Origin of the sequence: Levilinea saccharolytica (genome assembly GCF_001306035.1) — a bacterium.
Classification (GTDB): Bacteria; Chloroflexota; Anaerolineae; order Anaerolineales; family Anaerolineaceae; genus Levilinea; species Levilinea saccharolytica.
In genome coordinates this window covers 93,241-107,322 of sequence record NZ_LGCM01000035.1, presented here as the reverse complement: position 1 = coordinate 107,322, position 14,082 = coordinate 93,241, and the positions used below count along the sequence as shown (strand labels likewise).

Annotated in this window: 15 protein-coding genes; 5 read left to right on the top strand and 10 right to left on the bottom strand. The window is 63.3% G+C overall.

The window, feature by feature from the left end; genetic code table 11:
- Positions 1-25 precede the first annotated feature (25 nt).
- Genes ADN01_RS20215 through ADN01_RS09710 form a run of 3 tightly spaced genes read left to right on the top strand, consistent with a single transcriptional unit; the run spans position 26 to position 2,754 of the window.
- On the top strand, positions 26-994 hold the full coding sequence (locus tag ADN01_RS20215) for a helix-hairpin-helix domain-containing protein (protein WP_062419695.1): 969 nt from the start codon (positions 26-28) through the stop codon (positions 992-994).
- 11 nt (positions 995-1,005) lie between these two features.
- Entirely contained in the window at positions 1,006-1,938 is a 933-nt protein-coding gene (locus ADN01_RS09715; RefSeq protein WP_062419694.1) for a hypothetical protein, read from the top strand.
- 9 nt (positions 1,939-1,947) lie between these two features.
- Complete coding sequence (locus tag ADN01_RS09710) at positions 1,948-2,754, top strand: HlyD family secretion protein (protein ID WP_062419693.1); 807 nt, start codon at positions 1,948-1,950, stop codon at positions 2,752-2,754.
- An 81-nt stretch (positions 2,755-2,835) separates the two neighbouring features.
- On the opposite strand, the gene ADN01_RS19270 is transcribed toward ADN01_RS09710, so the two are convergent.
- Both ADN01_RS19270 and ADN01_RS09700 read right to left on the bottom strand, forming a co-directional pair.
- The gene (locus tag ADN01_RS19270) at positions 2,836-3,864 is read right to left on the bottom strand and encodes a hypothetical protein (RefSeq protein ID WP_075071100.1); all 1,029 of its coding nucleotides are present in this window, start codon (positions 3,862-3,864) and stop codon (positions 2,836-2,838) included.
- 95 nt (positions 3,865-3,959) lie between these two features.
- Positions 3,960-4,445 (bottom strand): adenosine-specific kinase, encoded by a 486-nt coding sequence (locus ADN01_RS09700; protein ID WP_062419690.1) that lies wholly within the window; start codon positions 4,443-4,445, stop codon positions 3,960-3,962.
- A gap of 138 nt (positions 4,446-4,583) precedes the next feature.
- Here ADN01_RS09700 and lipB point away from each other — a divergent pair, with 138 nt between their 5' ends.
- Complete coding sequence (gene lipB, locus ADN01_RS09695) at positions 4,584-5,297, top strand: lipoyl(octanoyl) transferase LipB (protein ID WP_062419689.1); 714 nt, start codon at positions 4,584-4,586, stop codon at positions 5,295-5,297.
- Between the two features lie 54 nt (positions 5,298-5,351).
- Here the strand turns inward: lipB and ADN01_RS09690 are convergent, their stop codons facing one another.
- The 6 genes from ADN01_RS09690 to ADN01_RS09665 all read right to left on the bottom strand — a co-directional run bounded on the left by ADN01_RS09690 (position 5,352) and on the right by ADN01_RS09665 (position 11,335).
- Positions 5,352-5,921 carry an SET domain-containing protein gene (locus ADN01_RS09690; protein WP_062419688.1) on the bottom strand — a complete coding sequence of 190 codons (570 nt, stop codon included), beginning with the start codon at positions 5,919-5,921 and terminating at the stop codon, positions 5,352-5,354.
- 274 nt (positions 5,922-6,195) lie between these two features.
- A complete protein-coding gene (locus tag ADN01_RS19265; protein WP_062419687.1) occupies positions 6,196-6,957 on the bottom strand; it encodes a hypothetical protein in 762 nt (253 codons plus the stop codon).
- Complete coding sequence (gene tpiA, locus ADN01_RS09680) at positions 6,954-7,712, bottom strand: triose-phosphate isomerase (protein WP_062419686.1); 759 nt, start codon at positions 7,710-7,712, stop codon at positions 6,954-6,956. The genes ADN01_RS19265 and tpiA overlap by 4 nt, the downstream gene beginning before the upstream one ends.
- Positions 7,713-7,758: 46 nt before the next feature.
- Complete coding sequence (locus ADN01_RS09675) at positions 7,759-9,612, bottom strand: serine/threonine-protein kinase (RefSeq protein WP_062419685.1); 1,854 nt, start codon at positions 9,610-9,612, stop codon at positions 7,759-7,761.
- An 87-nt stretch (positions 9,613-9,699) separates the two neighbouring features.
- On the bottom strand, positions 9,700-10,155 hold the full coding sequence (locus tag ADN01_RS09670; protein WP_062419684.1) for a protein tyrosine phosphatase family protein: 456 nt from the start codon (positions 10,153-10,155) through the stop codon (positions 9,700-9,702).
- A 1-nt stretch (position 10,156) separates the two neighbouring features.
- Positions 10,157-11,335, bottom strand: coding sequence for an MFS transporter (locus ADN01_RS09665; RefSeq protein WP_062419683.1), 1,179 nt, complete (start codon positions 11,333-11,335; stop codon positions 10,157-10,159).
- 181 nt (positions 11,336-11,516) lie between these two features.
- Here ADN01_RS09665 and ADN01_RS09660 point away from each other — a divergent pair, with 181 nt between their 5' ends.
- Positions 11,517-12,062 carry an MOSC domain-containing protein gene (locus tag ADN01_RS09660; RefSeq protein ID WP_062419682.1) on the top strand — a complete coding sequence of 182 codons (546 nt, stop codon included), beginning with the start codon at positions 11,517-11,519 and terminating at the stop codon, positions 12,060-12,062.
- Between the two features lie 13 nt (positions 12,063-12,075).
- On the opposite strand, the gene ADN01_RS09655 is transcribed toward ADN01_RS09660, so the two are convergent.
- Together ADN01_RS09655 and ADN01_RS09650 are read right to left on the bottom strand one after the other, a co-directional pair.
- On the bottom strand, positions 12,076-12,837 hold the full coding sequence (locus ADN01_RS09655; RefSeq protein ID WP_062419692.1) for an SDR family NAD(P)-dependent oxidoreductase: 762 nt from the start codon (positions 12,835-12,837) through the stop codon (positions 12,076-12,078).
- Between the two features lie 125 nt (positions 12,838-12,962).
- Positions 12,963-14,081 (bottom strand): sodium ion-translocating decarboxylase subunit beta, encoded by a 1,119-nt coding sequence (locus ADN01_RS09650; RefSeq protein WP_062419681.1) that lies wholly within the window; start codon positions 14,079-14,081, stop codon positions 12,963-12,965.
- Position 14,082 lies beyond the last annotated feature (1 nt).

Sequence of the window (14,082 nt, the reverse complement as noted above, 5' to 3'; positions counted from 1 at the left end):
TGGGATTTTTGTGAAAGGGAATGCCATGAGTGACTTGACCCCCAATTTGGTGGATGTGAACACGGCCACGGAAAGCGAACTGCGCAGCGTGCGCGGGATTGGCAAAGTGCTGGCGCAGCGGATTCTGGCGGAGCGGCCTTTCGCCGCGCTGGAAGATTTGGCCCGCGTTTCGGGGCTGAACGCTGTGAAGGTGGCGGAACTGCGCAATCAGTTGACCGTGTCGCCGTTGACGCCCGCAGCGGCGTTGGAGGCTGTGCTGGCCGAACCCTCCGCGTCCCCAGACGAGGACGCCCCGGCCCTGGCGGAAATGCCCGCGGCTTCAACAGACGAAACCCCTGCACCGGTTGAATTGCCCGCGGCTGCCCTTGTCGAAGAGGCCCCTGCACCCAGTGAAGCGCTTTTACTCCCCGCCGAGGAGCTTGCCGCGCCCGTGAAAGCGCCGGAGGGCGCCCCAGCCCTGGCCGCCGAGCCGCTGCCGCCTTTGCCGGTGGAAGAACCTGCCCCGGCAGCCAACCCGCCGGAGCCGCAAAAGCCCGCGGCCGCTGCCCCGCGGCCGGTGACGCGCAGAGAGCTGTATCTCACCGCGGCGGGCTTCAGCCTGGCGGGGATGCTTTTGGGAATTCTGCTGATCCTGGGCTTGCTGGCCCTCACCAGCGGCGGCCTGTCTTTTGTGACTCAGGGGCGCTTCAGCCAGACCCAGGCTCAGGTGGAAGATTTGGATCTGCGCCTGGGTTTTGCCCAAAGCGAGCTGGAAACCCAGCGCGCCCGGCTGGAACGGGTGGAGGCCCTGGGCGGGCGTGTTTCTGCTGTGGAACAGAGCCTGGATGAAGCTCGCCAAAGCCTGGAACGCGCCCAAGCAGACCTGGCGGCTTTGCGCCAGGAAACGGATTTGATGAGCGATCGGGTGGCGCGGGCCGAAGCGCGCACAGAGACCTTCCAGCGTTTCCTGGAAGGTTTGCAGCGTGTCCTCAGCGAACTGCCGGCCCTGCCTTGATGGGAGGCCCTATGAGCATGGAAACTTCCACACCCCCGGCGGGCGGCTCCCCTTTGGGCAGGGCGCTGTTGGCCTTTCTACGCGCGTTGGGACGCCTGCTGCTGATTTTGGTGGTGACCGCCGGAATCGTCACCGCCATCTATCTGGGGGCGGAGAAATTGACCCGCGAGGTGAACCGGGCCGCGGTGACCGCCCAAACCCGCATGGATCAGCTTGCCACCCGCCAGGCCGGCGACCAGGCCCAGGCGGCCACGCTGCGCGCACAGCTTCAGGCGGTGGAATCCACCCTGCAGGCGGCCGAGGCTGCCCGCCAGGGACAGGCGCAGGAGCTGGAGCGCGTTCACACCCAGGCGGCAGCCTTGCAGGGCACTGCTCAGGCCAATCTCTGGCTGGAGACCGTGGTTCCCTATCAAAGCACGCAGATTGGGTCGCTGATCTTGACCTCACAGGTGGGGCAGGCCGCCCTGGACGAACTGCAATTGCAGCGCATCTGGCAAACCGCTTTGCTGCGCGTGGATCTGGCACGGCGCTGGACGGCGCAGGCCAATTATGGGCTGGCCCAAAGCGAAGCCCGCGCCGCACGCGACCTTTTGGCCGGGGTGGACCCGCTCACTCTGCCAGAGCCGCGCGCGGCCCTGCTGCGGGTGTGGCTGGAACGGCTGGATGGGGTCATCCGTGCCCTGCCCCAAGACCCCTGGCTGGCTGCACAAGACCTGGAAGCCGTCTGGAATCTGATGTCCGCTGGGTGGGATGCCATGCAGCCAGAGGCCGCCGGGCGCGGCGCCACCGCCACCCCCTGGCCAACCGTGACCCCCGACCCAGGCTTGCTTTCCGCGACCCCCTGGCCAACCCTGACGCCTGATCCGGCGCAGTTTTCCGCGACCGTCACCCTGATTCCCACCTGGACCGCCACCGCGGTGATCACCCCAACCCCTATCCCCTAGGAGGGCCGAATGACCGAAACTTTGGAGCCAAAACCAGAAGAAACAACTGAAAAAACGGAACAGACCCCGGAAGGTGAACTTCCGGTGCAGCCTGAAACGGGGGAGGCCCCTGCGGATGCCGCAGCGGAGGGTGAAGCCCCCATCCAGCCCGAAACGAGCGAAAGCCCGGCAGCGGAGGAAGCCCCCGTATTGGGGGAAGCCGAAGGGGGAACTCCCACCGAGCCGCCCAAACCGCCGCTCTTTCGGCGCGTGATGGGCTTTTTGTTCAACCCGGAAACCCGCCTGGGGCGCGGCATGCGCGCCGCGGTGCGCATCGCCGGGGTGACGGTGGGCCTGTTGGCTTTGGGATTCCTGGCGGCCGTGCTGCTGCTGTGGCGGCCCAGCCAGCAGAGCCTGGAGCGCACCCAGGCGCAGTTGACCGACACCCAGGCGCAGCTCAGTCAGGCTCAGGAACAGGCCGCCAGCCTGGAAACCCAGTTGACCGCGGCCCGCGCCGATCGAGACCAGGCGCAGAGCCTGGCCGCCCGCGGACAGACGCGCGCGCAGGTGCTCAAAGTGCTCTATGCGGTGACCACGGCGCGCATGGCCCTGGAACGCCGCGATGGACAGATGGCGCATAAATCTCTGGAGGACGCCCAGGCGCAGCTGAACGAAAGCCTGCCCAGTTTGCAGGCGCTTAGCCCGGCGGACGCCGAGCGGATTGCCAGCCGCTTGGATCTGGCCCGCAGTGAGCTGCCCCGCGACCCGGCCACCGCCGCCACGGATTTGGAGATTTTGGACCGTTGGCTGCTGGAGCTGGAGGCCGCCCTGCAATAGCGCGGCGCAGAATGCACATAAAAAATCCCCGGCCCGCCGCAGCGGTCACCGGGGATTTGTTTTCCTCAAAGCGAAGGTGACTTAAGGCAGATGCCAGACGGTCATTTCGTCAATGCGCACGGTGAATTCGGTGTCGGCGGCAGGGTTGACGAAGACGCCGAAGGAGCCTTTGGTGTAGGACGTGTCGCTGACACTGCCGACCTTGACGCCGTTGACGTACAGGTCAAACTGATTGCCGGTGGCCATGACGCCCAGGCGGTTCACCTGGTCGGCCCCAGCGTTGATGGCCTTGTCGGCCTTCCAATAGATCAGCATGGTGGCTTTGCCCTTGGGCTTGGCCTCGCCGTCCCATTTCCACACGGCGAACTTGCCCTCGCAGGAAACGGCAAAGAGATAGCCGCGTTGGGGGTCGCGCAGGTTGGGCACGCGGAAGATAATGCCGTAGTTATCGGCCTTGTCGCATTTCTGCGGGGCGGCTGTCATCTCGATGTACATATCCGGCACGGAGTCAATCAGCGGCAGCCGCCAGCCGGAATCTTCGGTGAGGCCCTTGAGGAACATGGAGCCGTTCTTGAAGGCCACTTCGGTGTAATCGCTGGCGCCCGTGGGCCACACCCAGGCGTCGGCGTCGTCCAGGGGGTCCTGCGAGGTGGGCTTGCCCAGGCGCGCGCGCGGGTCATCCGGGGGGATGACGGTGGCCGTGGGCGTGCCGCCGGGGGTCAGGGTGATGGGAGCGGTGGGGCTGCCGGGGGTGCCGGGGGCCGAGGTGGGGGCCGCGGTGGAATCTGGGCTGCCGCCGCCGGACTGGTTCTCTTCGGTGGTGGGGGAGACTTCGGCTGCGGCTTCTTCGGTGGCGGTGGGTTCAACCGTCTCCGTGGGCTGTTCCGTCGCGGTGGCCGTGGGCTCCAGGGTGATTTCGATCACTTTGGGTTCGGTCGGCTGGCTGGTGGCGGTGGGCGGCTCGGTGGGGCCAGGGGTGTTGCTGGGCATGCCGGTCAGGATGGCCGCCACCTGGGTGGCCATATCGCTGTCAGACATACCGCCAGCCCCGCCGCTGCAGCTGGCGAGCAGCACGGCTGCCATCAGGAGCAAGGGCAGAATCTTCTTCATAAGCGTATCTCCTTAAGTGTGAGTTTCCGTGCGCGCCGCAACCAACCGGCGTAGGCTGGATGCGTGCAAAAGGCGTGCCAGGGGCGCGGATGAGCCTACAATTTGTAGCCGATCATGCGCAAAAAGCCCTTGCGCCATTCGATTCCATCTTGCTGCTCAATGCCCTGGGGTTTGCTGCCGTCAATCACCCCCAAAATGCCGCGGCCGCCGTCCTGCTCGGCCACGATCACCTGGGTGGGGTTGGCGGTGGCGCAGAAAATGCGGCAGACTTCGGGGACGTTCTGCACGGCTTTGAGCACGTTGATGGGGTAGAAGCCGGATCCCAAAAAGAGGATGAAGCTGTGGCCGGCCCCCACGGCTAGGGCGTTTTTCTGTGCCAGGGCGATGAGATCGGGGTCGTTGCCGCTCCAGCGCACCAGACAGGCGCCGGAGGCTTCGCAGAAAGCCAGCCCAAAGCGGATGCCGGGGACGCTGTTGACCAGGGCTTCGTGGATATCTTCGACGGTCTTGATGAAATGCGACTGCCCCAGGATGAAATTGATCTCCTCAGGCTTTTCGATGGGAACGAGGGATAGTTCCATACAGATCTCCTGTGAAGCGAATTTCTACTGCCTATATTCTACATGGGTGTGCCCCAGGAAACAAGACAGAAACGACCTGCTTTGCGTATATCCGTTCTAAGAATCGCTTTCCGGGCGCAGTTCGGGTACAATCGGCGCATGAACACTTCGCTGGAATGCCGCTGGTTGGGATGTGTGGAGTACGGCGCAGGCTGGGAGCTGCAAAATCAACTGGCAGCGGAGATCGCGGCGGGGCAGCGCGGGCCGGTTTTGCTGCTGCTGGAACATCCCCACACCTACACCCTGGGGCGGCAGGGACATGCCGAACATCTGCTGTGGGATGCCGACCAGCTGCGTCAGCAGGGGGCTGCCGTGCATTGGGTGGACCGCGGCGGCGACATCACCTATCACGGCCCCGGGCAGCTGGTGGCCTACCCGCTGCTGCGTCTGGCCCCGCCGGGTTGGGTGGGCGAGCGCCTGCCGCAGGCTGATTTCACCGGGTATCTGCGCCGCCTGGAGCAGGTGATTATCCAACTGCTGGCGGAATACGGCGTGGAGGGGCAGGCGCGCCAGGGGCTGACGGGGGTGTGGGTGCGGCTGGAGGGCGAGGAATGGGGCAAGGTCGCTTCCATTGGGGTCAAGGTGGATGCGCACGGCGTCACCCGCCACGGCCTGGCCCTCAATCTGGCCCCGGAGATGCATTACTGGCAGGGGATTGTGCCCTGCGGTCTGGCGGGCGTGCGCATGACGGCCCTGGCGGAGCTGCGGGACGCCCCGCCGGACACCCAGGCGGCGGCGCAGGCTCTGGCGCGCGTCTTTGCCCGCGTGTTTGACCTGCCGACGGTGTGGGCGGAGAGCGGGAGCGAAAAATAAAGACGACCCAGCGGTAACGGGTCGTCTTTGTATGGATGCTGCGGTTTGGGTGTTTCAGTCGCCCAGGGAAAGTTCCATCTCGACGGCTTTGTGCTTGTGGCCGTTGTTCTTGGCGCGCATGGCGTCCACGCGGCGCTGCAGATAGGGCACGAAGTAGCCGTCATAGCGTTCTTGTAATTCGGGAATTTTCCAATCGTTGCCGGTGATGACGTGGCGGCATTTTTCACTGCCGCACCCGCACACAAACTCATCGTAATCCGTGCTGTCGCACATGGCGTAGTCGAAGCAAACTTCTTCGTTTTCACGGATGTCCCGCATGGCGACCATGCAGATCTGGCCGCTCAGCCCGGCGTTGGGATCACAGGAATGGTTCACGTAATCCGCCGGATCCCCTTCCACCAATGGAAGCAGGTAAATGTGATCTTCTACTTGCAGACCATGCTGCGCTCGTTCGGCGGGGATGTGTTCAAGCATTTCTTCGGTCACAACCTCACCGCCCCACACACACAGGATCTCACCTGCGTCAATCGCCTCTCGGGCGAACAATCCATAGCTGCCCTTCTTTGGGCAAGAGCGTAACTCCATCTTGGGAGACGTGTAGGAAGAGGTGGGAAATTTTTGCATTCGAGCTCCTTTACCTGAAATCTAATAGTTTGCCGGTGGGGACGTTGCCTTTCGACAGTTTGGGGGACATAAATCTTCCTTTGTTAAACACGGTTCAGGTGAGGTTTTGCACAAAGAGATGTGTAGGCAAAAAAAATAGTGACCCTCCCCACCCGCGAACGGGGGCAAAGAAGATCGCTATAGGGCAAAACCCAAACGATATTCTATTATATGCAGAACCCCGCAAAATGACAATCTCTTTGCGGGATTGATTTTTTAACAAATCTGTGAAGTCTTAGCGCACTTCCAGCCCGGTCAAACGGCTGAGCCCCCAGCGCAGCAAGGCCGCCGGTAAGATGAGGGCGGCGTGGACGGCCAGGCTGATGCCAAACACGCCCGCCAGGGCGTGCAGCCCCTGGTTCAGGCGGGGGGCCAGATTCGCCAGCATCCACTCCCCGGCCCCAGCCAGCACGGCCAACCCCACCAGCGCCCCCAGCCCCAAAAAGAGCGGCAGCCAGGCGCGCCGGTCGGAGGCCGAAGGCAGCATGGTGCTGCTGACGGTGAGGGCCAGGTAAAACCACAGCCAAAAATCGGGGCGGTGGGGGATTTCCTTCAGCCCCAACCACAGGCCGCTCCAATCTCCAGCGAAGGCCAGGGGGGGCAGCGCGCCCAGACCCAGCGGCCCCAACCCCAACCAGGCGGTGACCAGGGCACCGGTGATCAGCGGGGCGGTGCCGATGGCAGCCTCGCGCAGCACATCCGCCTGGGCGGTTTCCACATAGCCCAGGCGCAGCCGCCCGTCGGGCAGGGCCTGGGGCAGCAGGGAAAAGCTGCCGGTGCGCACCCCCAAAAGACGCGCGGTCAGGTAGTGGCTGCCTTCGTGCAGCAGCACACCGGGGAAGAACAGCAAAGAAAAAAGACCCAGCGCCACCTGCGGGCGCCGGGTCAGAAGCAGAAAAAACGATTGAATTTCGCGGTGCAGTCTGCGCTGAACCCACAGGAAGGGCAGGAAACAGGCCAAAAGCCAGATCACGCCGTCCCAGGTGGCCAGGCTCACTGCGCGGCTGCCTGCACGATCTTGACGAAATCGGCGGGTTTCAGGCTGGCGCCGCCCACCAGGGCGCCGTCAATGCCGGGCATCTGGAAGAACTCGGCGGCGTTGGCGCCGGTGACCGAGCCGCCGTAGAGCACGCGCATGGCGTCGGCGGCGGCATTGCCGAAGACTTCCTGCAGGGTGGGGCGGATGATGCCGTCCACCACGGCGTTGGCGTCGCTGCCGCTGGCGGCGCGGCCCGTGCCGATGGCCCACACGGGTTCATAGGCGATGACCAGGCGGCCGACTTCTTCCACGCTCAGGCCTTCCAGCCCGCCGCGCACCTGCCCGGAAACAACTTTATAGGTCTGACCGCTTTCATTTTCCTGAAGGGTCTCGCCCACGCACACAATGGGGGTCAGACCCGCGGCCAGAGCGGCCTTGAGGCGGCGGTTGACGGTTTGATCCGTCTCGCCAAAGTAGGCGCGCCGTTCCGAATGGCCGAGGATAACGTACTGGCAAAATTCTTTCACCATCGCGGGGGCCACCTCACCGGTGAAAGCGCCGGAGGCTTCCCAATGCATATTCTGCGCGCCCAGGCCCACCGGCCCGCCCGCCAGAAGTTCGGCCACGGTGCTGAGGGCGGTGAAGGGCGGGCAAATCACCCGTTCCACCGTTTCCACCGCGCGCAGACCCGGCAGCATCTCGCTCACCAGGGCGCGGGCTTCGGCCGCGGTCTTGTTCATCTTCCAGTTACCAGCAACAAAAGGTTTTCTCATCAAAAATTCTCCCTTTCCATTGGGTTTAGATTGCCAAATTAGAGGTTTACTGCAAGCCCTTTTGGGTTTCTTCAGCCCGTTTCTGCAGCCAGGGCGGCAGCAGATCGGGGTTTTTGAGCAGCTGCTCCAGGGTTTTTTGGGCTTTGACGGCATCACCCTGTTTAATGTACAGCTCGGCTTCAACCAAATGTATTTCTGGGAAATCGCGCAGAGTTTTGGGCGTTTTCAGGGCTTTTTCTAGTTCCTGCTGGGCGGTTTCCAAACGACCGTGGTGCAGCACATAACGGATACGGGCAGCGGCCAGCAAGGGGTCGTCTGCATTGCGCTCAAACACATCTTTTACAGCGGGGTCTTTGGCCGCCTCAAAAACAATCTCATGCGCTGCGGGCAGCTTGAGCAAGACCAGATCCCCCGGCAGGCGGCGCTCTTTTTCCAGCAAGATCATGGCTCCAAGCGCCCAGGCGTTGCGCTCGCGCACCACCTGAAACCCTTGCTCATAAACGTCCACATCTCCAGCGGCTTGTTCGCGCATTTTATTGAGCAGTTCGCGCGCTTTTTGGGGGTTGCCCTGATCCCAGGCAGTGATGGCCTCGTGCAGGGTTGCAAGGGCTGCCTCACGGTCAGCCGAGGGAATGGGCGTGGACGGCGAAACGGCCAGAGTGGGGGTTTGACTGCCATTCTCCTCAAAGAGGACGTTTAAGGTGGCCATCGCTTCGGGGCCAAATTCTCCCGGGACCAGGGTTAACAGGCTTTCGGGGTTAAAGTCGGGATGGTTAATACTGGTGGCCATGGCCTGGCCGGTCTGCACCTGGGTGACAAATCCATCTGTGTCCATGATCAAGGCGCGCAGGCCCATGAACAGGCACAGCACGGTGATCACCAGCGCGCTGATGCCGCAGCCCAGCATCCAGCCTGTGGGACGGCGCTTTTTGGGTACATCCGCTTCGAGCGAAACGGACACCTTGGCGGCAGGCTCCGCCGCGGGCGCAGGCGCAGGTGTGGAGGTGGAGAACAGGCTGGGGGCAGACTGGGTGGCGTCCAGCCCCACCTCGCCCGCCAGAAGGTCTTCGCCGCCGGGGGCCACCGCCGCGCGGTAGGCTTCGATCAGGCGGCTCATCGAGGCGAAGCGGTCCAGCGGGTCTTTGGCCAGGGCCTTGAGCAGCACGCGTTCCACCGGCGCGGGGATATCGGGGTTGACCTCGCGCGGGAGGGGCAGGGGGGTGTAGATGTGATCGTGGATGATGGCGAAGGGGGTATCGGCGTTGTAGGGCACGCGGCCCACCAGCATTTCGTACATCATCACGCCGAAGGAATAAATATCAGAGCGTGCGTCCAGGTCGGGCTTAGAAAGGGCCTGCTCCGGGGACATGTATTGGGGGGTGCCCACCATGCGGTCGGCGGTCAGGCTGCTTTCGCCGGTTTCGGCCATGCGCGCCAGGCCAAAATCGGTCAGGTACAGTTGGTTGTCTTGAGCGACAAGCACATTGGAGGGCTTAATATCGCGGTGGAGCACATTTTGCTGGTGGGCATATTCCAGCGCGGCGCCCATGGTCTCGATGATGCGCAGAATTTCGCTTTGCGGCAGCCGTCCCTGTTCCAGGCGGGCCTTGAGGGTGTCGCCCTCGATGAATTTCATCACCAGATATGGGCGGCCTTCGTGTTCGGCAAAATCGTAGATGGGCACAATGTGAGGATGATCCAGCCGGGCCACCACGCGGGCTTCGCGCTGAAAGCGCGCCAAAAAGCTGGGGTCTTCCATAAAAGCCAGATGCAGGACTTTGATGGCCACGTACCGATCGAGGGCTGCATGGTAGGCTTTAAATACCGTGGCCATGCCTCCCTGACCTAATTGCTCGGTCAGACGATACGGCCCTACGGTTTCACCGATTACAAAGGGCATGCACAACCTCCTGCAGCGGTTGGGGAAAAATGGACAGGGCGAGCCTGACAGTAGATTTTACCAGAAAGCGGGCCGAGTGGGCGGTAGTCATCCTGCCGACAGCATTTCTTCTAAAAAGGCCTGCCAGGTGGGGTTGGGCTGCCAGATCTGGTGCACATCTTCCAGAGCCTGAACCAGGGGCAGCCCCTGGCGCAGCACGCGGTAGAGGCAGACGAAGATGGAAACGCGCATGTTCATGGCGCAGTGGACGAAGATCTTCTCCTCGGGGTGGGCTTCCAGGGCGGCGAAGAAGGCGCGCAAATTTTCGGCAGTGGGCTGTTCCCAAATCACCGGCACGGCGTGGTAGGTCATGCCCAACTGACGCACCAGTTCGGCTTCCTCTGGGACGGCGTTGGGGGATTCGGGCACGGCCAGATTGATGACCACCTGATACCCCGCCGCGGGCAGGGCGGCCAACTGTTCACGGGTGGGCATGCCGCCCGTGCCCAGGCGCTCGGAGATTTCCAGATAATTGAGGATGTGCATCCACAGCGGCACGCTCATCTCAGGCCGCCTTTTTGCCAAAGACGGCGGGCAGCAGGGGCAGGGCCAGCAGGTTGAAGGCGGCAAAGGCCAGGAAGGCCATCTGGAAACCGATGTTGTCGGAGAGGAAGCCGCTCAGCCCCAGGCCAATGCCCTGGCCGATATTGGTGACGGCCATGAGGATGGAGAACATGGAGGCGGCGATCTGCGGCACGGTGAAGCGCATGGCCAGGGCGAAGTACAGGGTTTGGTAAGCCCCATAGGCCAGCCCGAAGAAGGCCACCAGCACCCAGGCCAGGGCGGCGCTGGGGGTGAAGGCCAGCAGCACGATGGCCCCCAGGCCGACCGCCATGCAGATCAGCGCGGCGCGGCGGTGGCCCACCCGGCTGTATAACTGGCCGCCAGTGGCCCCGCCCAGCACCACCCCCAGGCCCCACACGGTGGTCAAGAACCCGGCGGTGCTGAGGGAGATGTTAAAGGTGGCCTGCAGGAAGGGATTGACCAACTGGTTGGCTCCGGCGATGATCAAGAAGAAGATCATCCCCAGGCCGGCCAGGGCCAGCACCCGGCCTTGTTTGAAGGCGCGGAAGGCGCTCCATTGGAACTGGCGTTCCACCGGCTGAGCCGCTTCGCGCACACCCAGCACCAGCACCAGCGGAAGCAGGGTGAGGCCGGCCAGGCTCCAGAAGACCGCGCTCCAGGAGACATGTTGGGCCAGCAGCCCCACCAGCGAGGAGGTGACGATGACCCCCACCGCCCGCCCGCCGACCATGAAGCCCTGGATCGTGCCCTGCTCCGATTCGGGGGTGGTATCCAGCGCCAGGCCGTCGGTGCAGGTGTCGTAGAGGGCCATGCCCATTTGCAGCACAAAGGCCAGAACCACAAAGCCCCAGTAATGTTTGGCGGGGTCAATCCACGGAGCCAGGATCAGACACAGGGTTTGCACCAGCAGTCCCAGCAAAATGTAGGGCTTGCGGTGGCCCATGCCCAGCAGGTTGACCCGGTCGCTGAGCATGCCCAGGAAGATCTTGATCACAAAGGGGATCAGCGCGATGGTGGCGAAAATGGACACATCCGTCATGCTCAGCCCTTTGGAGAGGAAGTACAGGGCGTTGAGGGCGGTGAAATAGGCCAGGATGGTTCCTTGCGCAAAATACAGCAGCCCAAACATGGCGTAGCGGACGGTTTTGGAAGTGTGCATGGGATGAGTCTCCCTGAGGTGGGGTGAAATCAGCGCGAGCCTGACTTGCGCTGCTGTTGATTATACCGGCGGGTGGGGATTTTGACGGCCGAAATGGAGGGGTGCTTTTTGTAAATCAGACAAAAATCATCTATAATTTAGACGCGCACCCGCATATTTTTACGCCCTTGGAGGAAGAAATATGAATCTGGATCAGACGGCCCGTGTGGAACAGGTGTTGACGGCATCCCAGGCCGATTCTATCGCCGCGGAGGCGCAGGACAGAATCGAAGTGACCCTGGAAGGCGTGGTGGGGGACAAGCACTACGGCTTTACCCGCCCGGCGGACGCGCGCACGCCCTGGTATCCGCGTGGAACGCCCATGCGCAACAGCCGCCAATTGACGATCGTGTCGGTGGAAGAGCTGGCGGAGGTGGCCGGCGTGCTGGGTATCCCCGCGCTGCTGCCCGAATGGTTGGGGGCTAACCTGCTGATTTCCGGCCTGCCCCACCTGACCCAGCTGCCGCCGGGCAAGCGCCTGTTTTTCCCCGGCGATGCGGTGCTGGTGGTGGAGGGGGAAAACGCGCCTTGCCGCGTGGCGGGGGCAGAGGTGAACCGCCATTTCCCCGAACGGGCGGATCTGGCGGGGGCCTTTCCCAAGGCGGCCGTGCACCGCCGGGGGATTGCCGCCTGGGTGGAGCGGGCCGGGTGGATCGCCGCCGGGGATATTTTTCAGATGGGACGCTGAGACGCGGGCTGTATTATTGCGCCGTCCAGCCGCCGTCCACCAGCAGCACCGTGCCGTTGACCATGCCGCCCGCGGGTGAGGCCAGGTAAATCACCGCGGCGGCCACATCCGCGATGGTGCCGACATGCCCGATGGGCAGCCGATCCAGCACCCCGCGCAGATAGTCGGGGTTATCCAGGCGTTCGGCGGTGCCGGGGGTGTAGATGAAGGTGGGGGCTACGGCGTTGACGGTCACCCCGCGCGCGGCCCATTCCAGGGCCAGCACTTTGGTGAGCAGGTTGACGCCGCCTTTCGATGCGCTGTAGACGGCGTGTTCGCGGATGCCCACCACCCCGGCTTGGGAGGACATGTTGATGATGCGCCCGTGCCCCTGGGCCAGCATCACCCGACCGGCGGCCTGGGCGCAGAAGAACAGCCCCTTCAGGTTGACATCCATCATCTCATCCCATTCGGCTTCGGTGACTTCCTCGGCCTTTTGGTTGGAGCCTAAACCGGCGTTGTTGACCAGCACGTCGATCCGGCCAAAGTCGCGCTGGACGGCCTGCACCGCGCTTTGAATCTGGGCCAGATCGCGCACATCCAGCGCGTAGGGCTGGGCTTCGCCCCCCGCGGCGCGAATTTCGGCGGCCAGCCCTTCCAAAGCCGGCAGGCTGCGCGCGCACAGGGCTAATTTGGCCCCGGCCCCCGCCAGCGCCTTGGCCAGGCCGTAACCGATGCCCTGGCTGGCCCCGGTTAACATCACCACCTGACCGGCCAGGCTGAAATTGGGCTGCAGCTCGCTCATGGTTCTCTCCTTTTGGGCGTTGAAATCCTTTGCTCTTTATTGTACAGGTGAACAAACAAAACGGGGCAGGGCTGCTTGCTCCCTGCCCCGTTGGGGGGATTACGCCAGAAAAAGGTCTAGAGCATGCCGCTCACCAGGGCCAGCAGCAGGCCGCCGGCGATGACCGAGCCGAGCTGCCCCGCGGTGTTGGAGCCCATCGCGTGCATGAGGATGAAGTTGTTGTAATCTTCCTGCTGGGCCATCTGCGCGGAAAGCCGCCCGGCCATGGGGAAGGCGCTGATGCCGCAGGCCCCAATCAGCGGGTTGATCTTGCCGCGGGTGATGAAGCACATCAGCTTGCCAAACAGCAGACCGGCCACAGTGTCGAGCACGAAGGCCAGCAGACCCAGCAGCAGCACCATGATGGTTTGCCACTTGATGAATGAGGCGGCGGTCATGGTGGCGCCGATGGCGAGGCCCAGGAAGAGGGTGGTGATGTTGATCAGTTCGTTCTGGGCGGTCTTATTCAGACGTTCCACCACGCCGCTTTCGCGCAGCAGGTTGCCCAGCATGAGGGTGGCGATGAGGGGGGGCGCGTCGGGGGCCAGGATGCTGACGATGACGGTGACCACCAGGGGGAAGGCGATGACCACGCGCTTGGAGACGGGCCGCGCGGTGTATTCCATGCGGATCAGACGCTCTTTGCGGGTGGTCATGAGGCGCATGACGGGCGGCTGGATGATGGGCACCAGGCTCATGTAGGAGTAGGCCGCCACGGCGATAGCGCCCAACATTTCGGGGGCGAGTTTGCTGGCCACGAAGATGGCGGTGGGGCCGTCAATGGCGCCGATCACGCCGATGGAGGCCGCCTGGTTGAGGGGGAAGCCCAGCAGGGTGGCCAGGATGAGCGTGCCGTAAATGCCGAACTGTCCGGCGGCGCCCAGCAGCACCATGTGAGGCATGGCCAGCAGCGGGCGGAAGTCAATCATGGCGCCCACGCCGATGAAGATCAACAGGGGGAAGAGCTCGGTTTTGATGCCGGCGTCGTAAATCACCTTCATCATGCCGGATTCTACCGACATCCCCAGGTTAGCCAAAATGCAGCCGAAGCCAATCGGCAGCAGCAGCACGGGTTCATATTCTTTCACCACGGCCAGGGCGATCAGGATCAACCCGACGGCGATCATGACCGCGTTACCCCAGGTGAAGGAGGTGACCCCGCGCGAGATATCTTGCAGCAGTTGGGTAAAGTCCATC